Raw genomic sequence first — 25226 nt, forward strand, 5'->3', positions numbered from 1 at the left:
GGATGCCTGCGCCTGCGGCGCGGCAGCAGACTCTCCACCGACATCGATCCCGGAAGGATCCGCCATGGCCGGAAGCAACGAAGGCATCATCGACCCGCCCATCGACGCCCTGCTCGACAAGGTCGACTCGAAGTACCAGCTGGTCATCTACGCGTCCAAGCGCGCGCGTCAGATCAACGACTACTACTCCGACCTGCACGAGGGCAACCTGTTCGACAACGTCGGCCCGCTCGTCGACTCGTCGGTCGAGGACAAGCCGCTGACCATCGCGATGCACGAGATCCACGAAGACAAGCTCCGCCTGCGTTCGCTCGACTGACCCGGCGGTAGACCCGTCACATTTCTGCCCGCGGCAGCCGGATGTCGGCTGCCGCGGGCAGAATCGTCTTCGTCCCGATCCCGCCCCGTTCCGTCTCTCAGGGAGCCCCGATGAGCCAGCTGCGCCTGTTCACGTCCGAGTCCGTCACCGAGGGGCACCCCGACAAGATCTGCGACCAGATCTCCGACAGCATCCTCGACGCGCTCCTGACCGTCGATCCCGCGTCGCGCGTCGCGGTCGAGACTCTCGTGACGACGGGCCTCGTCCACGTCGCGGGCGAGGTGCGCACCGACGGCTACGCCGACATCCCCGGCATCGTGCGCGGAGTGGTGAACCGCATCGGCTACACCTCGAGTGAGACGGGCTTCGACGGCGACTCGTGCGGCGTGACGGTGTCGATCGGCGAGCAGTCGTCCGATATCGCCGCGGGGGTCGACAACGCTCTCGAGCACCGGGAGCAGGGCTCGATCGATCCGACCGACGCCCTCGGCGCGGGCGATCAGGGCATCATGTTCGGCTATGCGACCAACGAGACGCCCCAGCTGATGCCGATGGCCATCTGGACGGCGCACCGCATCGCCGAACGCCTGACCTCGGCTCGTCGCACCGGCGCGCTGCCGTTCCTGCGGCCCGACGGCAAGACGCAGGTGACGCTCGGCTACGACGGCGCTGTGCCGCGCACGGTCGAGACCGTGGTGCTCTCCACCCAGCATCAGCCCGACATCTCCATGCCCGCACTGCGGGCGGCCGTCCAAGCCGAAGTCATCGAGCCCGTCCTCGCCGAGACCGGCCTCGACATCTCCGACGTCGAGTACGTCATCAACCCGGCCGGTCCCTTCGTGGTCGGCGGTCCGAAGGGCGACGCGGGGCTGACGGGTCGCAAGATCATCATCGACACCTACGGAGGTGCCGCTCGACACGGCGGCGGAGCGTTCAGCGGCAAGGACCCGTCCAAGGTCGACCGCTCAGCGGCCTACGCGATGCGCTGGGTGGCGAAGAACGCGGTCGCGGCAGGACTCGCCGACCGACTCGAGGTGCAGGTGGCGTATGCCATCGGGCGCGCCGCCCCCGTCGGGCTCTACGTCGAGTCATTCGGCACGGGACACGTCGCAGACGACGTTATCTCCGCGGCGATCCGCGACGTCTTCGACCTCCGGCCGCAGGCGATCATCGACCGTCTCGATCTCCTCCGGCCGATCTACGCCCAGACCGCCGCCTACGGCCACTTCGGCCGTGAGCTGCCCGAGTTCACCTGGGAGCGCACCGATCGCGTCGAGGAGTTGCGCGCCGCCGCGGGGCTGTGAGCGACGCGCCGCGGCGGGTCGCTCGGGTTCTCATCGACTCGCCTCTGCCCCAGCTCGACCGTCTGTTCGACTACCTCGTACCCGACACCCTCCGCGAGGCCGCGCTGCCCGGTGTGCGGGTGAAGGTGCCGCTCCGCACGGTCGGGCGCACCGTCGAGGGCTACCTCGTGGAACTCGGAGACGAGACCGACGGCGACCGCCCCCTGTCCGAGCTCGAAGGCGTCGTATCGCCCGTCGAGGTGCTCCCGGAACGGCTCTACGCGCATGCGCGTCGGGTCGCCGACCGGGCGGCGGGATCGGCGAGCGACGTCCTGCGGCTGGTCATTCCGAAGCGCATGGTGCGGGCGGAGAAGGCGTGGGCGGCATCGGGCGCCCCCGAGACCCCCGTCGTGCGCGACGACGCCCTCGCGTGGGCGAGGGAGACCGCCGCCGCCTACCCCGAGCTCGAGGGCGCGGTCGCCGACGGCGAGCGTGTGGCCGTCGACGCGCCGCCGCGTCCGGCGGACGACGTGCCCGCATGGGCGGAGCTGCTCGCTGCGCTGGCGGTCCTCACGCTCGCACGGGGGAGGAGCGCGATCGTCGTGGTCCCCGATCACCGCGACGAGGCCCACGTGCTGGCCGTCCTCGCCCGCCGGGTGGACGATGCTGCCGTCATCCGCGACGACGCGCGGCGTTCGGGACCGGAACGCTATGCCGGATACCTGCGCCTGCTGGCCCCGGTGCCCTGCATCGTGGTGGGCAACCGATCGAGCGTGTACGCGCCGGCGAACGATGTCGGTGCGGTCCTCCTGTGGGACGACGGCGATCCGCTGCTCGCGGAGCCGCTGAGCCCAGGGGTGCACGCGCGCGACGCCGCGCTGGTGCGTCAGGAGCTGCAGGCGTGCGCCCTGGTCTTCGCGGGGCTGACGCGAACGACCGACGTCGAGCGGCTCGTCGCTCTCGGCTGGGTGCGCGACATCCCGGCGCGGCGCCGCGAGAGTCCGCGGGTGGTGCTCTCGGCCACCCGCGAGGGGGAGTCGCGGGGAACGCGGGTGCCGTCGGCGGCCTTCGCCGCGGCGCGGGAGGCGCTGGTGCACGGTCCGGTCCTGGTCCAGGTCGCTCGCCCGGGGTACGCTCCCGTCCTCGTGTGCGCCGACTGCCGCACGCCGGCACGCTGTGCGCATTGCGCGGGGCCGCTGCGCGCCCGCCGCCCGGGCGCCGTGCCCGAGTGCGCCTGGTGCGGGCGTGCAGCGCCGGCCTGGGCATGTGCGTCGTGCTCGTCGCAGCGCCTGCGCATGGCTTCCTCTGGCAGCGAGCGCACGGCCGACGAGCTCGGTCGCGCTTTCCCGAACACCCGCGTCATCGTGTCCGACGGCGACCATCAGGTCACCCACGTCGACGCGAAGCCGGCGCTCGTGATCGCGACACGCGGCGCCGAACCCTTCGCAGTCGGCGGATACCGCGGTGTGATCCTGCTCGACGGTGATCGGATGCTGATGACCGAGCAGCTCCGGATCGCCGAGGCGTGCCTGCGCTGGTGGTCGGATGCGGCGGCTCTGGCCGCGCCGGGCGCCCCCGTGCATCTCGTGGGTGTCGCCGGCCCGGCAGCCCGCGCACTCGCCACCTGGACGCAGCCGGCCTACGCCCGGGCGGAGCTCGCGGAGCGCGCGCCGCTCCAGATGCCGCCGACGGTCCGCGTGGCGGCCGTCGAGGGAACGCCAGCCGCGGTTTCGGAGGCGATCATGCAGCTCCGCGCGGACGTTCCCGCCTTGACCGACACATCGATCCTCGGTCCCGTACCCCGCGACGACGCCGTCCGTGCGCTCGTGCGTTTCGAGTATGCGCTCGGGCGCCCGGTGGCCGAGTCCCTCCGGGCGTCGGTCGTCGCGGCAGCGCTGCGCGGACGGCGACGGCGCGGGGCGCCGCCAGGACCGCGCAATACACTCAGAGTACGTCTCGACGTGCCCGATCTCGATCTGTGAGGAGCGCCATGCGCATCGTCTTCGCCGGCACACCGGAACCCGCCCTGCCATCGCTCCGGCGACTCGCCGCTTCGCCGCACGAGATCGTCGGGGTCGTCACGCGGCGCGACGCGCCGCTCGGCCGCAAGCGGGTGCTCACGCCATCGCCGGTGGCGGCCCTCGCCGCCGAGCTGGGGCTCCCGGTCCTGAAGACCGACCGCCTCGATTCCGACGCGACGCAGACGATCACCTCGTGGGGAGCCGACCTCGGCGTGATCGTCGCCTACGGGGGACTGGTGCGCGAGCCGCTGCTGTCCACGCCGCGGCATGGCTGGATCAACCTCCACTTCTCGTTGCTGCCCGACTGGCGGGGCGCCGCACCGGTGCAGCACGCGCTCATCGCGGGTGATCGGGTGAGCGGGGTGAGCGTGTTCCAGCTCGTTCCCGAGCTCGACGCGGGTGACGTCTTCGCGCAGAGCCGCCACGCGGTCGGCCGCGGCGCGACCGCCGGCGACCTGCTCTCGGAGCTCGCCGGCCTTGGCGCGGACACCCTGTCGGACGTCGTCGACGGGATCGCCGACGGCACGGCCCGAGCCCTGCCGCAGACAGGTGAGCCGACGTTCGCGCCCAAGCTGACCCTCGCAGACGGAGTCCTCGACTTCGAGCTCCCCGCTGAGACCGTGCTCGACCGCTTCCGGGGGACGACCCCCGAGCCCGGCGCGCACACCACGGTGGCCGGGCAGCGGCTTAAGGTGCTCGCGGCCCGCCGGGGGACGGAGGCAGCCCTCGCTCCCCGCGAGATCCGTCTCGTCGGCAAGGAGGTCCTCGTGGGAACCGCCGACGGCACAGTCGCGCTCCTCACCGTGCAGCCCGCCGGTCGCGGCGCGATGCCGGCGCCGGACTGGTGGCGGGGGCAGCGCGCCGAGAGCATCGAGGCGGGCTCGTGAACCCGGCACGCCGCGTCGCCTTCGACGTCCTCCGAGCGGTCGCCGACTCGGATGCGTACGCCAATCTGCTGCTTCCGCAGGAACTCCGCCGTGCGGGTCTCACACCAGCGGATGCGGGACTGGCCACCGAACTGACATACGGCACGCTGCGCCGTCAGGGTACGTACGACGCGATCATCGAACAGGCGTCGGGACGCGCGATCGACACGATCGATCCACCGGTGCGCGACGCGCTGCGCCTCGGTGTCCACCAGCTCCTGTCGACGCGGGTGGCCTCGCACGCGGCGGTGAACGAGAGCGTCGAGCTCGTGCGGCGCGCGGGCGCGTCCAACGCCGCCGGCTTCGCCAACGCGGTGCTCCGGCGCATCGCCCGGGACAACCCGGGGGATTGGCTGCAGCGGGTCGATGCCGGCGCGCGCTCGGATGACGAGCGGCTCGGACTGCGCTACTCCCATCCCGTATGGGTCATCCGGGCGTTCCGTCGGGCGCTCGCGGCAGAGGGGCGCGCGGACGAGCTCGAAGACCTGCTGGCGGCCGACAACGTCTCGCCGAGCGTCACGATGACCGCGCTCCCGGGCTTGGCCGACATCCCCGCCGATCGCGCTCGGACCCCCTACTCACCGCTCGGATTCCGACTCGACGGCGGCGACCCCGAGCCGCTGGTGCGTGGCGCGGAGGGCCGCATCCGTGTCCAGGACGAGGGATCGCAGCTCGCCGCGCTGGCATTGACACGTGCGCGTCCCGTCCGCGCGGGTGAGCGCTGGTTGGACCTGTGCGCAGCGCCGGGCGGCAAGACGGCCGTCCTGGCTGCGGAGGCGCTCGCGGGCGGGGCCGCCCTCGAGGCCAACGAGATCTCACCGGCGCGCGCACGGCTCGTGCGCTCCTCCGTCGCCGGGGTGCCGCTCGAGGTTCCGGTGTCGGAGGACGACGGCCGCGAACGAGCGGGACGGGGTCGGTATGACCGCATCCTCGTCGACGCGCCCTGCACGGGGCTCGGCGCGCTTCGCCGCCGTCCCGAGGCCCGCTGGCGCAAGAGCCCGTCCGATGTGCCCGACCTCAGCGCGCTGCAGCGCGAACTGCTCGGCGCGGCCGTCGCCTCACTCGCCCCGGGCGGGATCGTCGCCTATGTGACGTGCTCGCCTCACCTCGCCGAGACCTCGGTCGTCGTCGCCGACGTGCGCGCGTCTCACCCGGACCTCCGCGAGCTCGACGCCCGGGAGGTCCTCCGGTCGGTCAGCCGCCGCGACATCGACCTGCCCGAGCCGCAGGACGGGTCGGGGCGCGCGCAGCTGTGGCCGCATCGCCACGGGACCGATGCGATGTCGATCACACTCCTGCAGAAGCCGTGACCGGCGATAATGGGGGCGTGAGCGACGCCGACGCCCTGCGCATCAACCCCAGCATCCTGGCCGCCGACTTCGTGAACATGGAGGCGGAGCTCGGCCGCATCCGCTCGGCGGACTTCGTGCACGTGGATGTCATGGACAACCACTTCGTTCCGAATCTGACCTTCGGCCCGCAGATGGTCGAGCGGATCCAGGCGACGAGTCCCGTTCCCCTCGACGTGCACCTGATGATCTCCGACGTCGATCGCTGGGCGCCCGGCTACGCCGAGCTGGGGGCCGCGAGTGTGACCTTCCACCTCGAGGCGGCGACCGACCCCGTCGCCCTGGCGCGACGCCTGCGGGCGATCGGGTCGCGCGCCGGCGTCGCCGTCAAGCCCGCCACGCCCGTCGAGGGGCTCTTCGAGGTCCTCGACGAGTTCGATCAGGTCCTCGTCATGACCGTCGAGCCGGGTTTCGGCGGCCAGAGCTTCATGGCCGACCAGATGCCCAAGCTCCGCCGTCTCGCCGACGAGGCGCGTCGTCGCGGCTCCGCCGTCTGGCTGCAGGTCGACGGCGGCATCTCGGAGTCGACGATCGCGCAGGCCGCCGAGGCCGGGGCAGACACGTTCGTGGCCGGATCCGCGGTGTTCGGCGCGGCCGATCCGGATGCCGCCATCGCGAGCCTGCGCGACCGGGCGCAGCGCGCGCATCGACACTGATCCATCCGTCGCCGCGGTCGGAGTCGCCGTCACGGGCCGGTACCCTGGCTAGGTGAAGACGTTCGACGCCCTGTTCGCAGAGCTCACCTCTATCGCCGAGACCCGGCCCGAGGGTTCGGGCACGGTCGCGCAGCTCGACCGCGGTGTGCACGCCATCGGCAAGAAGATCGTCGAGGAGGCCGCTGAGGTCTGGATGGCGGCGGAGTATCAGTCCGACGTCGAGACTGCCGAGGAGATCTCGCAGCTGCTGTATCACCTGCAGGTGCTCATGATCAGCAAAGGTCTGAGCCCCGAAGACGTCTACCGACATCTCTGAGCGACGCCCCGCCCTCCCGCTCCGAGACAGAAAGACCCCCATGCTGCGCATCGCCGTTCCCAACAAGGGATCGCTCGCCGAGACCGCCGCCGAAATGCTGGCCGAAGCCGGCTACACCGGTCGTCGCGACTCGAAAGACCTGCACGTCATCGACCCCGTCAACGAGGTCGAGTTCTTCTACCTGCGTCCCAAGGACATCGCCACCTATGTCGGCTCGGGCGCGCTCGACGTCGGCATCACCGGTCGCGACCTCCTGCTGGACGCCCGCATGCCCGGCGCGCGCGAGATCGAGCGGCTCGGCTTCGCCGGCTCGACCTTCCGCTTCGCCGCGCCCACCGGCACGTTCTCCGACGTCGCCGAGCTCGCGGGTAAGCGCATCGCCACCTCGTACCCCGGGCTCGTCGACGCGTTCCTCGACGAGCGCGGCATCGCCGTCGATCTCGTGCCCCTCGACGGCGCGGTGGAGTCCGCGGTCCGTCTGGGCGTCGCCGACGCCGTCGCCGATGTGGTGGAGACGGGCACGACCCTCCGCCAGGCGGGGCTCGAGGTCTTCGGGCCCGAGATCCTGCGGTCCGAGGCGGTCCTCATCGCCGGTCCGCACGACGCCGACGGCACGGAGCGCCTGCTGCGGCGTCTGCGTGGCGTCCTGGTGGCGCGACGCTACGTGATGGTGGACTACGACCTCCCGGCCGCCCTGGTCGACGAGGCCGTCGCCGTCGCGGGCGGCATCGAGTCGCCCACGATCTCGCCGTTGCGCGACCCCGAGTGGGTGGCCGTCCGGGTGATGGTGCCGCGCGCGAGCGTGAACACGACGATGGACGACCTCTACGCCATCGGTGCGCGTGCGATCCTCGTCACCGCGATCCACAACGCGAGGCTCTGACATGACGCTGGCACGCCGCGTCATCCCGTGCCTCGACGTCGCTGCGGGACGCGTGGTCAAGGGTGTGAACTTCGAGAACCTGCGCGACATGGGCGATCCGGTCGAGCTCGCCCGGCTGTACTTCGAGCAGGGCGCCGACGAGCTGACGTTCCTCGACGTCACCGCGACCGTAGACGGTCGGGCCACGACCTACGACGTCGTGCGTCGCACCGCAGAGCAGGTCTTCATCCCCCTCACCGTCGGCGGCGGCGTTCGATCGGTCGACGACGTCGCGCGCCTGCTGTCGGTGGGGGCCGACAAGGTCGGCGTCAATTCGGCGGCGATCGCGCGCCCCGAGCTCATCGGCGAGATCGCCGACCGTTTCGGGGCTCAGGTGCTCGTGCTCTCCCTCGATGTGAAGCGCGCACCGGGCACCGCATCGGGCTTCGTCGTGACGACGCACGGCGGGCGCACGGCGACATCGATCGACGCGCTCGCCTGGGCGCGCGAAGCGATCGATCGTGGCGCGGGCGAGCTGCTTGTGAACTCGATCGATGCCGACGGCACGAAGGACGGATTCGATCTCGAGCTCATCGAGCTGATGCGTGAGGCCTCGTCCGTGCCTGTCATCGCCTCGGGCGGCGCCGGCGCGACCGAGCACTTCGCCCCCGCGATCGAGGCGGGCGCGGATGCCGTGCTCGCCGCATCCGTGTTCCATTCGGGCCAGCTCACGATCGGCGACGTGAAGGACGCTCTCACGGCGCAGGGGATCGAGGTGCGGCCATGACCGAGAGCATCGAAAGCCGCATCGAGCGCGTGTCGTTCGACGCGAACGGCCTCGTCGCTGCGATCGTCCAGCAGCACGACACGCGCGAGGTGCTCATGCTGGCCTGGATGGATGCCGAGGCGCTGCGCCGCACGCTCACGAGCGGCCGTGTGACGTACTGGTCGCGCTCGCGCCGGGAGTACTGGCGCAAGGGCGACACGTCCGGCCACATCCAGCTCGTCCGCGGGGCACGGCTCGATTGCGACGGCGACGCCGTCCTCCTGCTGGTCGAGCAGGTGGGCGCGGCCTGCCACACCGGCACGCGCACATGCTTCGACACGGACGACCTCGACCCCGTCGTGGCGGTCTCATGACTCGGCGCTCCCGGACGTTCGCGGTTCTCGCCGCCGTTGTCGGCGGCGGCCTCGCGGTCGTCGGTGCCACCCAGCCATGGCTCGAGGCGACACTCCGCGACGGCGCTCAAGCGGTCCTCCCGGTGCCGGGCACCGAGGCGCTCCCGCTGGTCACTCCACTGGGCCTGGCAGCGCTCGCCCTCGGGCTCGCGCTCTCGATCGTGGGCACGGTGCTGCGCTACGTCTTCGGCGTCGTCGGGGTGCTGATCGGCGCCGCGCTCCTCGCCGAATCGCTCCGTATCGCCCTGACGGCGCCGCCCGAGGCCGTGGTCGGCGTCGTCGCCGACGCGACCGGACTCGCGGGCGTCGAAGCGGTGGGCACGCTGGTCTCGACGATAACGGTCACCGCGTGGCCGTGGATCACGGCGGTCGGCGCCGCCGCGGTGTGCGCGGGCGGGGTGCTGACCCTCGTGACGGCTCGCTCGTGGCGCAGCACCGCGCGCCGTTACCGCACCGATGCGGCCGCCGAGGTCCGCCGCCCCGGTGGTTCGCGTCCGCACGATTCCCACGATCCGATCGATTCGTGGGACGACCTCAGCCGCGGGTCCGATCCGACCGCTTGAGCCCCGGTAGACTGACCTCAGCCCGAGAAATCCCGCGAAGGAGAACAATGAGCAACATCGGCGACCCCGGCCACGGACACTCCCCGGCGGCGTGGACCGCTGTGGTGATCATGCTCCTGGCGTTCGCGCTGGGCACCCTGTTCTTCTGGCTCGACATGCCGGTGCTCGTCTGGGCGTCCGCCGGTCTGCTCGTGGTCGGGCTCATCGTCGGCTGGGCCATGGCGAAGGCCGGGTACGGCGCGTACGGCGACAAGTACACCCCGAAAGCGCACTGACGTGCTGGCCGGTCTCACGGCCGGCGCCGTCGAGGATGCCGAGGCCCGTGCGGCCGAGCGGCCCCTCGCCGTCGTCGAGCGCGACGCGCTCGCTCAGAGCCCGGCACGCGACGCCCTTGCGGCGCTCGCCCCGGCCGAGCGGGTCAGAATCATCGCCGAGGTCAAGCGTGCGAGCCCGTCTCGCGGCGATCTCGCCGCGATCCCCGATCCCGCTCTTCAGGCGGCTCGGTATGAGGAGGGCGGCGCTTCCGTCATCTCCGTGCTGACCGAGGGGCGGCGATTCAAGGGCAGCCTGGCCGACCTCGAGGCGGTTCGCGCCGAGGTGTCGATCCCCGTGCTGCGCAAGGACTTCATCGCCAACCCGTACCAGGTGTTCGAGGCCCGTGCGGCCGGCGCAGACCTGGTGCTCCTGATCGTCGCCGCGCTCGAGCAGCCGCTGTTGGCCGAGCTGCACGAGCTGGTGCTCGAGCTCGGAATGACGCCCCTGGTCGAGACCCACTCGCTCGACGAGGTGCACCGCGCCGCCGACATCGGAGCGCGGCTGGTCGGTGTCAACGCCCGCAACCTCTCGACCTTCGAGCTCGACCGCGACCTGTTCGGCCGATTGGTGGAGCATCTGCCCGCGGATGCTGTCAAGATCGCCGAGTCCGCCGTGCTCACACCGCACGACGTGGCCCACTACCGTCGAGCGGGCGCCGACGCCGTCCTGATCGGCGAGGCGCTCGTGACGAACGATCCCGTTACCACCCTGCACGCATTCCTGGAGGCCGGCGCGTGAGCCTGCGAGAACAGCACGGTCCCTTCTTCGGCGAGTTCGGCGGGCGGTTCATGCCCGAATCGCTGATCGCCGCGATCGACGAGCTGACCGCGGTCTACGAGTCGGCGATGGCCGACCCCGAGTTCGCGGCCGAGCTGACGCGCACGCTCGCGACCTACGCGGGGAGGCCGTCGGCGCTGACCGAGGTGCCGCGCTTCGCCGAGCACGCCGGCGGCGCGCGCGTCTTCCTCAAGCGTGAGGACCTCAACCACACGGGCTCGCACAAGATCAACAACGTGATCGGTCAGGCCATGCTGACCAAACGCCTGGGCAAGACCCGGGTGATCGCCGAGACCGGAGCCGGCCAGCACGGCGTGGCCACGGCGACGGCCGCGGCATTGTTCGGCTTCGACTGCACGATCTACATGGGCGAGGTCGACACCGAGCGTCAAGCCCTCAACGTCGCACGCATGCGCCTGCTCGGCGCCGAGGTCGTGCCCGTGACGACCGGGTCGCGCACGCTCAAGGACGCGATCAACGAGGCCTACCGCGACTGGGTGGCCTCGGTCGAGACGACCAACTACATCTTCGGCACCGCAGCCGGGCCGCATCCGTTCCCCGCCATGGTGCGCGACTTCCAGAAGATCATCTCGGAAGAGGCTCGCGAGCAGCTGCTCGCCGAGACCGGACGGCTCCCGGATGCCGTCGTGGCATGCGTCGGTGGCGGATCCAACGCGATCGGCATGTTCGACGCGTTCCTCGACGACGAGGGCGTCGCGCTCTACGGCGTCGAGGCCGCGGGCGAAGGAGTCGACACGGAGCGCCACGCCGCATCCATCGGGCGGGGCCGCCCGGGCGTCCTCCACGGCGCGAAGACCTTCGTGCTGCAGGACGAGGACGGCCAGACCGTCGAGTCGCACTCGATCTCGGCGGGACTGGACTATCCGGGTGTCGGGCCCGAGCACGCGTGGCTCGCGTCGATCGGTCGTGCGTCGTACATCCCCGCCACCGACACCGAGGCGATGGAGGCCCTGCGACTGCTGAGCCGCACCGAGGGCATCATCCCCGCGATCGAGTCGGCCCACGCCCTGGCCGGTGCGCTTCGGATCGGACGCGAGCTCGGCCCCGACGCGATCATCGCGGTCAACCTCTCGGGGCGCGGTGACAAAGACATGGACACCGCGGCCCGTTGGTTCGAGCTCTACGACGAAGGTGCGGAGCCGGTCGTCGAACCCGACCACGACGAAGCCGCCTCGGGAGAAGGGGTGGAGCTGTGAGCTCCCGCGTCGCCGCCGCGATCGATGCCGCACACGCCGAGGGGCGCGGCGCGTTCGTCGGCTACCTGCCGCTCGGCTTCCCCGATCTCGAGACGAGTGTCGAGGCCGCCGTGGCGCTGGCCGGGGCCGGAGCCGATGTCCTCGAGCTCGGCCCCCCGTACTCCGACCCCGTGATGGACGGCGTTGTGATCCAGGAGGCGACGCAGGTCGCTCTGGCAGCGGGCTTCCGCCTGCGCGACACGTTCACAGCCGTCCGTGCGATCGCGGAGCGGGTCGACGTCCCGATCCTCGTCATGACCTACTGGAACCCCGTGCTCCAGTACGGCGTCGACCGCTTCGCCGACGAGCTCGCCGCGGCAGGCGGGGCCGGCCTGATCACGCCGGACATCACCCCGGATGCCGCCCCCGAGTGGATCGCCGCCTCGGAGCGCACGGGGCTCGATCGCGTGTTCCTCGCGGCGCCCACCTCCACCGACGAGCGACTGCGCATGATCGTCGAGGCCTCGACGGGCTTCGTGTACACGGTCTCGACGATGGGGATCACGGGCGAGCGCGCCGAGCTCGACGCCGCAGCCCGCACCCTGGTCGGGCGCCTGCGCGAACTCGGCGATGTGCACGCGTGCGTCGGCATCGGCATCTCCACGCCCGATCAGGTCGCGGGAGTCGTCGACTACGCCGACGGAGCGATCGTCGGAACAGCCCTCGTACGCGCGTTGCGCGACGGGGGAGTCGCCGGGCTCGCCGACACCGCGCGTGCTCTTGCGGCGGGCACCGCCCGCGAGCGCGTCTAGACTTTTCCGGTCGCACGACCGCCGATTTCCGAGGGACGATCCGATGATCCATGCCGCACACACGCTCGTCGCGAGCATCCCGAGCCCGTCGGTGAGCTACATCGACCTCGGTCCGCTGCGCATCCACTTCTACGCCCTGTGCATCATCGCGGGCATCATCGTCGCGACCCTGATGACCAATCACCGCCTCACGCGGCGTGGCGCGGAACCGTGGGTCGTCATCGACATCGCGCTCCTGGCCGTGCCGCTGGCGCTGGTGGGAGCGCGCGCGTTCCACGTGCTCACGCACCCGGGGTTCTACTTCGGCCCCGACAAGAACCCCTGGGCCGTGCTGTTCATCTGGGAGGGCGGCATCGCCATCTTCGGTGCACTGATCGGCGGCGCCGTGGGCGCGTACCTCGGCTGCAAGTGGACCGGCATCCGCTTCTGGACCTTCGCCGACGCGCTGGCGCCGGGCATCCTCCTCGCCCAGGCCATGGGCCGGTTCGGCAACTGGTTCAACCAGGAGCTGTTCGGGCTGCCCACCGACCTGCCATGGGGGCTCGAGATCGATCGCGACAACCCGGCCTTCCCGGCAGGGCTCGCACCCGACACCCTCTTCCACCCGACCTTCCTCTACGAAGTGATCTGGAACGGGCTCGGCGTGCTCGTGCTGCTGTGGGTCGGCCGCAAGGCGTGGGCGCAGTGGGGCAAGCTGTTCGGTCTCTACCTCGTCTGGTACGGCGCGGGGCGCATCGTGTGGGAGTCCATCCGGATCGATCCGAGTGAGATCATCCTCGGCATCCGCACGAACGTCTGGGCCGCGATCTTCGCCGTCCTGGTCGGAATCGCGATCATCGTGGTGCAGACGCGACGGCACCCAGGCGACGAGCCGTCGCCTTATCAGCCCGGTCGCGAGTGGGTGGCTCCGAGCGCGCTACAATCGCAGAGCACTGAAGACTTCGTGGATCTGAGCGCACCCCCGACGCCCGAAGCTCACGCAGACAGCGCCACAAGCGCAGTCACCTCGAAGCAGTAGTTCCCCAGGGCCGACGTCGTCCCGGTTTCAGCACCAATGTGAGGACGGTCAGTATGGCCTCGAGCCCTCGACCCCAAAAGTCCGGATTCGGTTCTTTCCCTCCCCAGCAGGGCATGTACAACCCGGCCTTCGAGAAGGATGCCTGTGGTCTGGCGATGGTCGCCACGCTTCGCGGCGAGGCCGGGCACGACATCGTCGAGCTCGCGCTGACGGCGCTGCGGAATCTGGAGCACCGCGGGGCCATCGGTTCGGACGCCGGAACCGGTGACGGCGCCGGCATCCTGACGCAGATGCCCGACGCGTTCCTGCGCGCCGTCGTCGACTTCGACCTGCCGCCCGCGGGGGAGTACGCCGCGGGTATGGCCTTCCTGCCACGTGAGGCCGACGAGCGGCACGCCCTGAAAGCCGCGATCGAAGCGCTCGCGGCGTCCGAGGGGCTGATCGTCCTGGGCTGGCGCGAGGTCCCGACCGAGGACGAGAACCTCGGCAAGCTGGCGTTCGCGGCGCGGCCGGCGTTCGAGCAGCTGTTCGTCTCGCGCCCGGCGGTCGGCGACGCGCCCGCCCTGTCGGGCATCGAGCTCGACCGCCGGGTCTACCGGCTGCGCAAGCGCGCCCGCCACGAGCACGACGCGTACTTCGTGTCACTCTCGAGCCGCACGCTCGGCTACAAGGGGATGGTCACCACCCTGCAGCTCGAGCCGTTCTACCCCGACCTGCAGGACGAGCGCTTCGCGTCCGAACTCGCAGTCGTGCACTCGCGGTACTCGACCAACACCTTCCCCTCCTGGCCGCTCGCCCAACCCCTGCGCATGCTCGCGCACAACGGTGAAATCAACACGGTCAAGGGCAACCGCAACTGGATGCGGGCACGCCAGTCGCAGCTCGAGTCCGAGCTGCTCGGCGACGTGCAGCCGCTCCTGCCGATCTGCACCGACGGTGCCAGCGACTCGGCCTCGTTCGACGAGGTGCTCGAGCTGCTCACTCTCACCGGCCGCAGCCTGCCCCACGCCGTCATGATGATGGTGCCCGAGGCCTACGAGAAGCAGACCGACATCGACCCGGATCTGCGCGCGTTCTACGACTACCACTCCATCCAGATGGAGCCCTGGGACGGTCCGGCGGCGCTCATCTTCACCGATGGCACGCTCGTCGGTGCGACGCTCGACCGCAACGGGCTGCGTCCCGGGCGCTGGACCGAGACCACCGACGGACTCGTCGTGATCGGCAGCGAGACCGGCGTGCTCGACTTCGCCCCCGAGCGGATCAAGCGTCGCGGACGTCTGCAGCCCGGTCGCATGTTCGTGGTCGACACGGCCGCGGGTCGCATCGTCGAGGACGAGGAGATCAAGCGCGAGCTGGCGACCCTGCACCCGTGGCAGGAGTGGCTCGATGCGGGCCGCGTGCGGCTCAAGGACCTGCCCGAACGCGAGCACATCGTGCATCCGATCGCCTCGATCACGCGTCGTCAGCGCACGTTCGGGTACACCGAGGAAGAGGTGCGCATCCTCCTCACCCCGATGGGACAGGTGGGTGCGGAGCCCCTCGGCGCGATGGGCAGCGACACGCCCGTCGCCGTGCTGAGCGAACGGCCCCGGTTGCTGTTCGACTACTTCACGCAGCAGTTCGCGCAAGTGACGAACCCGCCCCTCGACTCGATCCGCGAAGAGGTCGTCACCTCGCTCTCGCTCGGGCTCGGTCCCGAAGCCAACCTGCTCTCGTGGGGGCCGGAGCACACCCGCACGGTGACGCTCGACTTCCCCGTCATCGACAACGACGAGCTCGCGAAGATCCAGCACATCGACACCGCCCTCAAGGGCCGGTCGTCGGTGACGATCCGCGGCCTGTACCGCGTCGAGGCCGGTCACAAGGGGATGCAGAAGCGCCTCGCGCAGATGTGCGCCGAGGCCGACCAGGCCATCGAGGACGGCGCGGAGTTCCTCGTGCTCAGCGATCGCGACTCGAACAAGGACCTCGCGCCGATCCCGTCGCTGCTCATGCTCGCTGCAGTCCACCACCACCTCATCCGTCAGCAGACGCGCATGCGGGTCGGTCTGGTGGTCGAGGCCGGCGACGTCCGCGAGGTGCACCACGTCGCGACTCTCCTCGGCTACGGCGCCTCCGCCGTCAACCCGTACCTCGCGATGGAGACGGTCGAGTACCTCGTCCGGGCCGGCTACATCACCGGCGTCTCGCCGGAGAAGGCCGTGAAGAACCTGATCTATGCGCTCGGCAAGGGTGTTCTGAAGATCATGTCGAAGATGGGCATCTCGACGGTGTCGTCGTATGCCGGCGCCCAGGTGTTCGAGGCAGTCGGCCTGTCGGGCGAGTTCGTCTCGAAGTACTTCACGGGCACCGAGACCAAGCTCGGCGGTGTCGGCCTCGAGGTCATCGCCGCGGAGAACGCCGCGCGGCACGCGTACGCCTATCCCGAGGATGCCGCAGTCCGCGCTCACGAGCGGCTGTGGACCGGCGGCGAGTACCAGTGGCGCCGCGACGGCGCCCCTCACCTGTTCAATCCCGACACGGTCTTCCGGTTGCAGCACGCGACCCGCACGCGGCGCTACGACATCTTCCGCGAGTACACCAAGCTCGTCGACGACCAGGCGTCGGAGCTGAAGACGCTGCGCGGCATGTTCAAGCTGCGGACGGGCGTCCGCCCGCCGGTGCCCATCGACGAGGTCGAGTCGGTGGCCTCGATCGTCAAGCGCTTCTCGACGGGTGCCATGAGCTACGGCTCGATCTCGAAGGAGGCGCACGAGACCCTTGCGATCGCGATGAACCGCCTCGGCGCGAAGTCGAACACCGGCGAGGGTGGCGAGGACGTCGAGCGGCTGCTCGACCCCGAGCGACGCAGCGCGATCAAGCAGGTCGCCTCCGGGCGATTCGGCGTGACGAGCATGTACCTCACGCACGCCGACGACATCCAGATCAAGCTCGCCCAGGGCGCGAAGCCCGGCGAGGGTGGTCAGCTTCCGCCCGGCAAGGTCTACCCGTGGATCGCTCGCACGCGCGGCGGCACCCCCGGCGTCGGCCTCATCTCGCCGCCGCCGCACCACGACATCTATTCGATCGAAGACCTCAAGCAGCTGATCTTCGACCTGAAGCGCGCCAACCCGACCGCGCGTGTCCATGTGAAGCTCGTGAGCCAGTCCGGCATCGGCGCGGTCGCAGCGGGAACTGCGAAGGCGCTTGCCGACGTCATCCTCGTCTCGGGCCACGACGGCGGCACCGGTGCGAGCCCGCTGAACTCGCTCAAGCACGCCGGCACCCCGTGGGAGCTCGGCCTCGCCGAGACCCAGCAGACGCTCATGCTCAACGACATGCGCGACCGCGTCGTCGTCCAGGCGGACGGGCAGCTCAAGACCGGTCGCGACGTGGTCATCGCCGCGCTGCTCGGCGCCGAGGAGTTCGGCTTCGCGACGTCGGCACTCGTGGTGGAGGGCTGCATCATGATGCGGGTCTGCCACCTCGACACGTGCCCGGTCGGCGTCGCGACTCAGAACCCCGTCCTGCGCGAGCGCTTCACGGGCAAGCCCGAGTTCGTCGTGAACTTCATGGAGTTCATCGCGCAGGAGGTGCGCGAGTACCTCGCCGAGCTCGGTTTCCGTTCGCTCGACGAGGCCGTCGGACGCACCGACGTCCTCGACGTCGACGGCGCGATCGAGCACTGGAAGGCGAGCGGACTCGATCTCGGGCCGATCCTCACCGGGCCCGCGTTCGCCGACGATGCGCCGCGGCGTCATCAGCGTGACCAGGACCACGAACTCGACGAGCACTTCGACGTCCAGCTGATCGAGCGGGCGCAGGATGTCGTCGCCCACGGCGGACACATCGAGATCGACCTGCCGATCCGCAACACCGAGCGTGCCGTGGGCACGATGCTGGGCAACCGGGTGACGCTCGCGCACGGCGAGAACGGCCTGCCGGCCGACTCGATCGTCGTGAACCTCACGGGTTCGGCCGGTCAGTCGTTCGGGGCCTTCCTCCCCGCCGGCATCACGCTGCGCCTCGAGGGCGACTCGAACGACTACGTCGGCAAGGGGCTCTCCGGAGGCCAGATCGTCGTGCGGCCCCCACGCGACGCCGCATTCGACGCCTCCGAGAACGTCATCGCCGGCAATGTCATCGGTTACGGCGCGACGCAGGGCACGATGTTCCTGCGCGGTGTCGTGGGGGAGCGGTTCCTGGTGCGCAACTCCGGCGCGACCGCGGTGGTCGAGGGCGTGGGCGACCACGCACTGGAGTACATGACGGGCGGCCTCGCCGTGATCCTGGGAGCGACCGGGCGCAACCTGGGCGCCGGGATGTCGGGCGGCAACGCCTACGTCTACCGTCTCGAGACCGCGAACGTGAACCGCGAGGCGATGGCCAGCGGTGAGCTCGTGCTCGAGGAGATGGGGTCCGGCGACGCCGAGATCCTCCGCGACCTGCTTGAGCGCCACGTCGTCGAGACGGGGTCCGACCTGGCGGCCCGCCTGCTCGAGGACTTCGAGACCGAGGTCGCTCATTTCGTCCGTGTGGTGCCGCGCGACTACGCCGCGGTGCTCGAAACCCGACAGACGGCGGCCGCCGAGGGGCTCGACCCCGACGGCGACGAGGTCTGGAGCCGCATCCTGGAGGTGACCCGTGGCTGACCCCAAGGGCTTCCTGAAGATCACGGAGCGCGAGCTCCCCAAGCGCCGGCCCGTCCCGGTCCGCATCATGGACTGGCGCGAGGTCTACGAACCCGGTGACACCGCGGTCCTCCGCCGTCAGGCGGGCCGCTGCATGGACTGCGGCGTTCCGTTCTGCCATCAGGGATGCCCACTGGGCAACCTGATCCCGGAGTGGAACGACCTCATGTGGCGGGGCGAGGGGCGCTCGGCCATCGAGCGTCTGCACGCCACCAACAACTTCCCCGAGTTCACCGGTCGGCTCTGCCCCGCGCCGTGCGAGAGCTCGTGCGTGCTCGGCATCAACCAGCCGCCGGTCACCATCAAGCAGATCGAGGTCTCGACGATCGACGAGGCCTTCGCCAACGGCTGGGTCGAGGCCGAGCCTCCGGGGCGACTCACCGGCAAGACGGTCGCTGTCGTCGGTTCCGGGCCCGCCGGGCTCGCCGCTGCGCAGCAGCTGACGCGCGCGGGACACACGGTCGCGGTCTACGAGCGTGATGACCGCATCGGCGGCCTGCTGCGGTACGGCATCCCTGATTTCAAGATGGAGAAGCGTCACATCGAGGCGCGGCTGCGTCAGATGCAGGACGAGGGGACGCGGTTCCGCGCCGGTGTCGAGATCGGCAAGGACATCACGTGGGATGCGCTGCGAGCCCGCTACGACGCCGTCGTGGTGGCGACCGGGTCGACGCTGCCGCGCGACCTCGCCATCCCCGGCCGCGATCTCGCAGGCGTCCACTTCGCGATGGAGTACCTCGTGGAGTCGAACAAGGCCGTCGCGGGCGACCAGGTCGCCAACCAGATCCACGCCGAGGGAAAGCACGTCGTGGTCATCGGCGGCGGTGACACCGGCGCCGACTGCATCGGCACCGCGCACCGGCAGGGCGCGCTGAGCGTCACCAACCTCGCGATCGGCAAGCAGCCGCCCTCCGAGCGCCCCGACTCGCAGCCCTGGCCGATGATGCCGACGATCTTCGAGGTCGCCTCGGCGCACGAGGAAGGCGGTGAGCGCAGCTACCTCGCCTCGACCGTCGAGTTCCTCGCGAACGACGCCGGCGAGGTTCGCGCCCTCCGAGTCGCCGAGACCGAGTTCATCGACGGGCGCCGGGTTCCCAAGAGCGGCACCGAGCGCGAGATCCCCGCAGACCTCGTGCTGATCGCGATGGGTTTCACCGGCCCGGAGCGCAGCGAGCTCGAGGCGCAGCTCGGTACCGTGTTCACTGATCGCGGCAATGTCGAACGTGCCGACGACTACCAGACGACCGCGCCGGGCGTGTTCGTGGCGGGCGATGCCGGCCGCGGGCAGTCGCTCATCGTGTGGGCGATCGCGGAAGGCCGCGCCGCGGCCGCCGCCGTCGACCGCTACCTGATGGGCGACACCGACCTGCCGGCGCCGGTGCGTCCGACCGACGTCGCGATCGGGCTCCAGCGGGCATAGGCTGGACCCAACCCCCCTCCCGACCAGATACCACCGGAGATTCAGTGAGACGCGCCAAGATCGTCGCCACCCTGGGACCGGCCACAGCCAGCTACGAGATGGTGCGAGCCATCATCGACGCCGGCGTGGACGTGACCCGATTCAACCTCAGCCACGGAGACTATTCGGAGCACGAGGTCCGCTGGGCCAACGTGCGCAAGGCCGCCGACGACGCGGGCCGCCCCGTCGCGATCCTGGTCGACCTTCAGGGCCCGAAGATCCGTCTGGGCAAGTTCGAGAACGGACCTCACCAGCTCGCGGTCGGCGACATCTTCAAGATCACGACCGACGACATCCTCGGCACGAAGGAGATCGTCTCGACGACCTTCAAGGGCCTGCCCGGTGACGTCAACCCCGGCGACTTCCTCCTCATCGACGACGGTAAGGTCCGCGTCGAGGTCGTCTCGGTCGAGGGTCCCGTAGTCACGACCAAGGTGATCGTCGCCGGTCCGGTCTCGAACAACAAGGGCATCAACCTGCCCGGCGTCGCCGTGAGCGTGCCCGCACTGTCGGACAAGGATGAGGCTGACCTGCGCTGGGGGCTGCAGCAGGGGGCGGACATCATTGCGCTGTCGTTCGTGCGGGATGCGTCCGATGTCACCCGCGTGCACGAGATCATGGCGGAGGAGGGCCGCAAGGTCCCCGTCATCGCGAAGATCGAGAAGCCGCAGGCCGTCGAGAACCTCGAAGGGATCATCGACGCGTTCGACGGCATCATGGTCGCGCGAGGCGACCTCGGCGTCGAGCTCCCGCTCGAGGCCGTTCCGATCGTGCAGAAGAAGGCCGTGGCGCTCTGCCGCCGCATGGCCAAGCCGGTGATCGTCGCGACCCAGATGCTGGAGTCGATGATCGAGAACCCCGTACCGACGCGCGCGGAGACCAGCGACGTCGCCAACGCCGTCCTCGACGGTGCCGACGCCGTCATGCTCTCGGGCGAGACCAGCGTGGGCAAGTACCCCGTCGTCGTGGTCGAGACGATGGCCCGCATCGTCGACTCGACCGAGACGCACGGACTCGAGCGCATCGCGCCGCTGACGGCGAAGCCGCGCACGCAGGGCGGCGCCATCACGCTCGCCGCCATGGAGGTCGCGCAGTTCATCGAGGCGAAGTTCCTCTGCATGTTCACCGAGTCCGGTGACACGGCGCGCCGGATGTCGCGTCTGCGGCCCGAGATCCCGATGATCGCGTTCACGCCGGATCCCGCGATCCGACGTCGCATGGCGCTCACCTGGGGCATCCGTTCCAGCCTGGTCGAAGAGGTCGCTCACACCGACCTGATGTTCCACCAGGTCGACGACTACTTCCTCTCGAACGGCCTCGCCGAGGTGGGGGACAAGGTCGTCGTGATCTCCGGATCCCCTCCCGGAATCCAGGGATCGACCAACGACATCCGCATCCACAAGATCGGCGACGCCGTCAACGGTCGCGCACCGATCTACCAGGCGATCCAGTAATCGCCCCGTGAATGCCGAAGGGCGGGCACCTTTTACGAGGTGCCCGCCCTTTCGTCGTGCCGGTGGTGGGAGTCGAACCCACACGTCCGAAGACAACCGAGTTTGAGTCGGTCGCGTCTGCCATTCCGCCACACCGGCGCACGCATATCGACAATACCGCCTCGTCGAGCGTCGCCTGACGGAAGCACGGCCGGAACGCCATACCGTAGGATCAAAAGGTGACAGAGCAAGAAGAGGCCCCCACGTCGGCCGCTCCCGCACCACGCCGTGTCGTCGTGGCCGAAGACGAGTCGCTCATCCGGCTCGACATCGTCGAGATCCTCCGCGACAACGGATACGACGTCGTCGGCGAGGCGGGCGATGGCGAGACCGCGGTGCAGCTCGCGACCGAGCTCCGCCCCGACCTGGTGATCATGGACGTGAAGATGCCCGTCCTCGACGGCATCTCCGCGGCTGAGCGTCTCGGTAAGGCGCACATCGCGCCCGTCGTGCTGCTGACCGCGTTCAGCCAGAAGGAGCTCGTCGAGCGCGCGACGGAGGCCGGCGCGCTCGCGTACGTCGTGAAGCCCTTCACCCCGAACGATCTGCTGCCCGCCATCGAGATCGCGCTGGCCCGCTACGAGCAGATCATCACCCTCGAGGCCGAGGTCGCCGACATGGTCGAGCGCTTCGAGACCCGCAAGCTCGTCGACCGTGCCAAGGGCCTGCTCAACGAGAAGATGGGCCTGAGCGAGCCGGAGGCATTCCGCTGGATCCAGAAGGCATCGATGGACCGCCGTCTGACCATGCAGGATGTCGCGAAGGCGATCATCGAGCAGCTCGCTCCCAAGAAGTAGTCCGGCGCCGCGCCGTCAGAGGCCCCCTCTCGATCGGGAGGGGGCCTCGTCGTTGCCGCGTCGGGCGGAATCAGGATGCCGCCGGAGCGTCCTTGATCATGTTCGTGATGCGGATGGTCGAGCACCGACGGCCTTGCTCGTCGGACACGACGATCTCGTGCACCGTCATCGAGCGGCCGAGGTGCAGGGGAGTGCACACACCGGTGACGGTGCCGCTCGTCGCCGACCGCGTGTGGGTGGCGTTGATGTCGACGCCCACGGCGAGACGCCCCGGCCCGGCGTGCATGTTGGCCGCCATGGATCCGAGCGACTCGCCGAGCACGACGTACGCACCGCCGTGCAGGAGACCGACGGGCTGGGTGTTGCCTTCGACGGGCATCGTGGCGACGCAGCGCTCGGTGGTGAACTCGATGAAATCGATTCCCATGCGCTCCGCGAGCGCTCCCTTGCCGCGGCCCTGCGCCCACGCGAGGCCGGTGTCGATGTCGGTCTTCTCAGGCATGCTCCACCCTCGGTCGCAGCGGGTCGTGGTGTCCGCCGTCGTCGTTAGGCTGGACGGGTGACGGACTCCGCAAAGCCTACTCTTCTCGTCGTCGACGGCCACTCGCTGGCCTACCGTGCCTTCTTCGCGCTGCCGGTCGACAACTTCACGACGAAGGACGGCCAGCACACCAACGGCATCTACGGGTTCCTGTCGATGTTCGTCAACCTGATCAAGGCCGAGAAGCCCACGCACCTGGCGGTCGCCTTCGACACCTCGCGCCAGTCTTTCCGCACCCGCGAGTACACCGAGTACAAGGCCAATCGTGCGGAGTCGCCGGCTGAGTTCAAGGGGCAGATCCCGCTGCTGCAGGAGTGCCTCGCCGCGATGAACGTCACCGTGCTGACGAAGGAGGACTACGAGGCCGACGACATCCTCGCGACCCTCGCGACGCAGGGTGCTGCCGAGGGCTTCGACGTTCTCGTCTGCTCGGGCGACCGCGACACGATCCAGCTCGTCACCGACGACGTCACCTTGCTCTACCCCAGCGTGCAGGGCGTCTCTCAACTCAAGCGCTACACCCCCGAGACGGTCGTCGAGAAGTACGGTCTCCCGCCCCAGAACTACCCCGACATCGCCGCGCTCGTCGGTGAGACGAGCGACAACCTCCCCGGGGTCCCGAAGGTCGGGGAGAAGACCGCGGTGAAGTGGCTGACGCAGTGGGGATCGCTCGACGCACTGCTCGAGAACGCCGACAAGATCGGCGGCGTCGTGGGCGGCAACCTGCGCGAGCACCTCGATGACGTTCGACGCAATCGTGCGCTCAACCGCCTCCTTCGAGATGTCGAGCTCGGTGTGACACTTGCCGACCTCGCCGTCGGTCCGATCGATGCTGAAGCGGTTCGCGACATCTTCGCCCGCCTCGAGTTCCGCACGCTGCTTCCCCGGGTGTTCGAGGCGGCCGGCGCCGACCCCGCGATGGCTGCCGAGACCACCGCTCCGGCGGTGCCGGCTCCGGCTGCCGCCGAGGTGTCTGCGGCTGATCTCGCCGCTTGGGCCGCCGCTCGGACGGGCGAGGTCGGGGTGACCGTCGTGGTCGCGGGCGGCTTCCCGCAGCGGATCGGCCTGGCGGGTCCCGACGAAGCGGTCGAGGCGACCTGGAACGACGACGTCGCCGACGCCCTGCGTCCGTGGCTCGAGTCCGACGCGCCGAAGGTGCTCTCCGACGCGAAGCTCCAGGTCAAGGCACTCCGCCGTGGCGGTGTTCGCCTGGGCGGCCTCGTGTTCGACCCGATCCTGGCCGGGTGGCTTCTGCGCCCGAGCTTCCCCGACAAGACCCTCGCCGACCTCGTCCACCGGTACCTCGACGAGAAGCTGCCCGAGGCCGACCCGACCCAACTCGTGCCTGAGACCGAAGGGGCGACACCGGGCCAGCTCTCGTGGTTCGCGCTCCGCGTCGCGGAGGCGGTGCGCGCGGAGATGCCCGCCTCCGTCCTCGGGGTGCTGACCGACATCGAGCTCCCCACCCTCGACACCCTCGCCGACATGGAACTCGCGGGCGTCGCGGTGTCGCACGAGAAGCTCTCCACGTTCTCCGCCGAACTCGCCGCGCGAGCCGACGACATCGCGCAGCGCGCGTACGCCACGATCGACCGCGAGGTGAACCTCGGCTCGCCCAAGCAGCTGCAAGAGGTGCTGTTCGAGCAGCTCCAACTGCCGAAGACCCGCAAGACCAAGACCGGGTACTCCACCGACGCCGCGGTGCTGGCCGACCTGCAAGAGTCGAACCCCCACCCCTTCCTCGAACTGCTCCTGCAGCACCGTGAAGCGACGAAGCTGCGGCAGATCATCGAGTCGCTCGACACCGCGATCGCCGCGGACGACCGCATCCACACGACGTACGTGCAGACCGGAAGCCAGACCGGCCGGCTCTCGAGCACCGATCCCAACTTGCAGAACATCCCGATCCGCAACGAGGAGAGCCGGCGCATCCGCGCTGCCTTCGAGGTCGGCGAGGGGTACGAGACCCTGCTGACGGCCGACTACTCGCAGATCGAGATGCGCATCATGGCGCATCTGTCCGAAGACCCGGGCCTCATCGAGGCGTTCGTGTCGGGCGAAGACCTCCACCGTTTCGTGGGTGCGCGGGTCTTCGGCGTCGAGCCCGCCGACGTCACACCGGCGATGCGCACGAAGGTCAAGGCCATGTCATACGGTCTCGTCTACGGACTCTCTGCGTTCGGCCTGTCGAAGCAGCTCCGCATCGAGCAGTCCGAGGCCAAGCAGCTGATGCTCGAGTACTTCGCCCGATTCGGAGCTGTGCGCGATTATCTGCGCTCGAGCGTCGAGCAGGCTCGTATCGACGGGTACACCGAGACGATCTTCGGCCGCCGCCGGCCGTTCCCCGACCTCGCGAGCCCCAACCGCGTGCTCCGCGAGAACGCCGAGCGCGCAGCGCTGAACGCTCCGATCCAGGGCAGCGCGGCCGACATCATGAAGATCGCGTTGTTCCGGATCGCCCGTGAGTTCCGAGCCGAAGGCCTCCGCTCTCGTGTCCTGCTGCAGATCCATGACGAGCTCGTGGTCGAAGTGGCTTCGGGGGAGTGGGATGCCGCCGAGCGCATCGTCCGCGATCGCATGGGCGACGCTGCGGAGCTCACCGTTCCGCTGGATGTGCAGATCGGTCGCGGCGGCGACTGGGATGTCGCTGGTCACTGACCCGGCCGCGTGG

Annotated in this window: 22 protein-coding genes and 1 tRNA gene; 21 read left to right on the forward strand and 2 right to left on the reverse strand. The window is 69.9% G+C overall.

Features of this window, described 5'->3' with window-relative positions:
- Nucleotides 1-64 precede the first annotated feature (64 nt).
- The 19 genes from rpoZ to pyk all read left to right on the forward strand — a co-directional run bounded on the left by rpoZ (nucleotide 65) and on the right by pyk (nucleotide 21178).
- The gene (gene rpoZ, locus DEU36_RS01040) at nucleotides 65-319 is read left to right on the forward strand and encodes a DNA-directed RNA polymerase subunit omega (protein ID WP_023950606.1); all 255 of its coding nucleotides are present in this window, start codon (nucleotides 65-67) and stop codon (nucleotides 317-319) included.
- A gap of 110 nt (nucleotides 320-429) precedes the next feature.
- On the forward strand, nucleotides 430-1623 hold the full coding sequence (gene metK, locus DEU36_RS01045; RefSeq protein ID WP_120262542.1) for a methionine adenosyltransferase: 1194 nt from the start codon (nucleotides 430-432) through the stop codon (nucleotides 1621-1623).
- Complete coding sequence (locus tag DEU36_RS01050) at nucleotides 1620-3584, forward strand: primosomal protein N' (RefSeq protein WP_120262543.1); 1965 nt, start codon at nucleotides 1620-1622, stop codon at nucleotides 3582-3584. Before metK ends, DEU36_RS01050 begins: the two co-directional genes overlap by 4 nt.
- Before the next feature lie 8 nt (nucleotides 3585-3592).
- Complete coding sequence (gene fmt / locus DEU36_RS01055; RefSeq protein WP_120262544.1) at nucleotides 3593-4510, forward strand: methionyl-tRNA formyltransferase; 918 nt, start codon at nucleotides 3593-3595, stop codon at nucleotides 4508-4510.
- Entirely contained in the window at nucleotides 4507-5859 is a 1353-nt protein-coding gene (locus tag DEU36_RS01060) for an RsmB/NOP family class I SAM-dependent RNA methyltransferase (protein WP_120262545.1), read from the forward strand. The genes fmt and DEU36_RS01060 overlap by 4 nt, the downstream gene beginning before the upstream one ends.
- Before the next feature lie 17 nt (nucleotides 5860-5876).
- Nucleotides 5877-6554, forward strand: a complete 678-nt coding sequence (rpe, locus tag DEU36_RS01065) for a ribulose-phosphate 3-epimerase (protein WP_120262546.1) — start codon at nucleotides 5877-5879, stop codon at nucleotides 6552-6554.
- A 52-nt stretch (nucleotides 6555-6606) separates the two neighbouring features.
- Nucleotides 6607-6870 (forward strand): phosphoribosyl-ATP diphosphatase, encoded by a 264-nt coding sequence (locus tag DEU36_RS01070; protein ID WP_120262547.1) that lies wholly within the window; start codon nucleotides 6607-6609, stop codon nucleotides 6868-6870.
- Nucleotides 6871-6910: 40 nt separating this feature from the next.
- Nucleotides 6911-7753 (forward strand): ATP phosphoribosyltransferase, encoded by an 843-nt coding sequence (hisG, locus tag DEU36_RS01075; protein WP_120262548.1) that lies wholly within the window; start codon nucleotides 6911-6913, stop codon nucleotides 7751-7753.
- A gap of 1 nt (nucleotide 7754) precedes the next feature.
- Entirely contained in the window at nucleotides 7755-8519 is a 765-nt protein-coding gene (hisF, locus tag DEU36_RS01080) for an imidazole glycerol phosphate synthase subunit HisF (RefSeq protein WP_120262549.1), read from the forward strand.
- On the forward strand, nucleotides 8516-8872 hold the full coding sequence (hisI, locus tag DEU36_RS01085) for a phosphoribosyl-AMP cyclohydrolase (RefSeq protein WP_120262550.1): 357 nt from the start codon (nucleotides 8516-8518) through the stop codon (nucleotides 8870-8872). The genes hisF and hisI overlap by 4 nt, the downstream gene beginning before the upstream one ends.
- Nucleotides 8869-9474, forward strand: a complete 606-nt coding sequence (locus tag DEU36_RS01090; RefSeq protein WP_120262551.1) for a Trp biosynthesis-associated membrane protein — start codon at nucleotides 8869-8871, stop codon at nucleotides 9472-9474. The genes hisI and DEU36_RS01090 overlap by 4 nt, the downstream gene beginning before the upstream one ends.
- 47 nt (nucleotides 9475-9521) lie before the next feature.
- Nucleotides 9522-9749 (forward strand): DUF6704 family protein, encoded by a 228-nt coding sequence (locus DEU36_RS01095; protein WP_023950623.1) that lies wholly within the window; start codon nucleotides 9522-9524, stop codon nucleotides 9747-9749.
- Between the two features lies 1 nt (nucleotide 9750).
- Nucleotides 9751-10527, forward strand: coding sequence for an indole-3-glycerol phosphate synthase TrpC (gene trpC / locus DEU36_RS01100; RefSeq protein WP_120262552.1), 777 nt, complete (start codon nucleotides 9751-9753; stop codon nucleotides 10525-10527).
- Nucleotides 10524-11783 (forward strand): tryptophan synthase subunit beta, encoded by a 1260-nt coding sequence (trpB, locus tag DEU36_RS01105; protein ID WP_120262553.1) that lies wholly within the window; start codon nucleotides 10524-10526, stop codon nucleotides 11781-11783. The genes trpC and trpB overlap by 4 nt, the downstream gene beginning before the upstream one ends.
- On the forward strand, nucleotides 11780-12574 hold the full coding sequence (gene trpA / locus DEU36_RS01110) for a tryptophan synthase subunit alpha (protein WP_120262554.1): 795 nt from the start codon (nucleotides 11780-11782) through the stop codon (nucleotides 12572-12574). The genes trpB and trpA overlap by 4 nt, the downstream gene beginning before the upstream one ends.
- A gap of 43 nt (nucleotides 12575-12617) precedes the next feature.
- Complete coding sequence (gene lgt, locus DEU36_RS01115; RefSeq protein WP_120262555.1) at nucleotides 12618-13592, forward strand: prolipoprotein diacylglyceryl transferase; 975 nt, start codon at nucleotides 12618-12620, stop codon at nucleotides 13590-13592.
- 53 nt (nucleotides 13593-13645) lie between these two features.
- Nucleotides 13646-18226 carry a glutamate synthase large subunit gene (gene gltB / locus DEU36_RS01120; RefSeq protein WP_120262556.1) on the forward strand — a complete coding sequence of 1527 codons (4581 nt, stop codon included), beginning with the start codon at nucleotides 13646-13648 and terminating at the stop codon, nucleotides 18224-18226.
- Entirely contained in the window at nucleotides 18219-19685 is a 1467-nt protein-coding gene (locus DEU36_RS01125; protein ID WP_120262557.1) for a glutamate synthase subunit beta, read from the forward strand. The genes gltB and DEU36_RS01125 overlap by 8 nt, the downstream gene beginning before the upstream one ends.
- 44 nt (nucleotides 19686-19729) lie before the next feature.
- Entirely contained in the window at nucleotides 19730-21178 is a 1449-nt protein-coding gene (gene pyk, locus DEU36_RS01130; RefSeq protein WP_120262558.1) for a pyruvate kinase, read from the forward strand.
- A 57-nt stretch (nucleotides 21179-21235) separates the two neighbouring features.
- Here the strand turns inward: pyk and DEU36_RS01135 are convergent.
- Nucleotides 21236-21316 (reverse strand) — tRNA-Leu (locus DEU36_RS01135).
- 80 nt (nucleotides 21317-21396) lie between these two features.
- Here DEU36_RS01135 and DEU36_RS01140 point away from each other — a divergent pair.
- Entirely contained in the window at nucleotides 21397-22014 is a 618-nt protein-coding gene (locus tag DEU36_RS01140) for an ANTAR domain-containing response regulator (protein WP_023950638.1), read from the forward strand.
- A 70-nt stretch (nucleotides 22015-22084) separates the two neighbouring features.
- On the opposite strand, the gene DEU36_RS01145 is transcribed toward DEU36_RS01140, so the two are convergent.
- Nucleotides 22085-22516 (reverse strand): hotdog fold thioesterase, encoded by a 432-nt coding sequence (locus DEU36_RS01145; RefSeq protein WP_120262559.1) that lies wholly within the window; start codon nucleotides 22514-22516, stop codon nucleotides 22085-22087.
- Nucleotides 22517-22573: 57 nt separating this feature from the next.
- On the opposite strand from DEU36_RS01145, the gene polA reads away from it, so the two are divergent.
- A complete protein-coding gene (gene polA, locus DEU36_RS01150) occupies nucleotides 22574-25213 on the forward strand; it encodes a DNA polymerase I (RefSeq protein ID WP_120262560.1) in 2640 nt (879 codons plus the stop codon).
- Nucleotides 25214-25226 lie beyond the last annotated feature (13 nt).

This window comes from Microbacterium sp. AG238 (assembly GCF_003610405.1).
Lineage (GTDB): Bacteria > Actinomycetota > Actinomycetes > Actinomycetales > Microbacteriaceae > Microbacterium.